The organism is Gluconobacter sp. P1D12_c (genome assembly GCF_018812105.1).
Lineage (GTDB): Bacteria > Pseudomonadota > Alphaproteobacteria > Acetobacterales > Acetobacteraceae > Gluconobacter > Gluconobacter oxydans_A.
In genome coordinates, this window is sequence record NZ_JACSIQ010000187.1 from 1 (window position 1) to 596 (window position 596).

2 protein-coding genes are annotated in these 596 nt (G+C 42.4%); both read left to right on the forward strand.

Going from position 1 to position 596, the window contains the following annotated elements; genetic code table 11:
* Positions 1–194: hypothetical protein (locus tag KP705_RS16245; protein WP_215764994.1), on the forward strand; the 194-nt coding region annotated here is incomplete at its 5' end.
* A 121-nt stretch (positions 195–315) separates the two neighbouring features.
* Positions 316–596: hypothetical protein (locus tag KP705_RS16250; RefSeq protein ID WP_215764995.1), on the forward strand; the 281-nt coding region annotated here is incomplete at its 3' end.

A 596-nucleotide genomic window follows, 5' to 3' on the forward strand; every position in this document is an offset into this window, starting at 1 on the left:
ACACTTACACGATATCTCACATGGGTAGAGGTGGGGGTAGCGTCTTAGAAGATGGGATGCTGTCAAAGGTTCTCGACATAGAGCGTCTACAAGACCCCGTAGAGCTTGATGAGCCTCCTATTGAGGTTCCGGATTCCGAATACTTCGAAGCTAATCAGGACGCCTTTCAGGAGCTTGCAGACTGGTATCTTTGAAGCTCCGCAGGACCGACGACAATGTAATTGTCATAGTCGGACACTATGACAAGTCAAATATTGATTTCTATCTGCTACAATAAGTTTCCAGTACCCCACAAACTGAGGGTCGGAGATTGTTATGGATATGGTAAAGAAGGAAAAATATAGAGAAATAGAGAGAGAAGTACAGAGGCTTGAAAATCTGTTCAATATAAAGGCTGTGCGATTGAAGGCACGTTATGAGACCAAGGCTATTCGTTATATGTTTGGGAATGGGGTCGAGGTTTATTGCGGTTGGGAAAAGCCTTACGATATCATGACTTGTTTGCATGACCATTATATTGACCATTCTTTTCCTGTGAAGGATGTGAAAAGTTATAGAGATTATTTGCGTTGTCTTCCTTCGCATTCTTCTTTGTT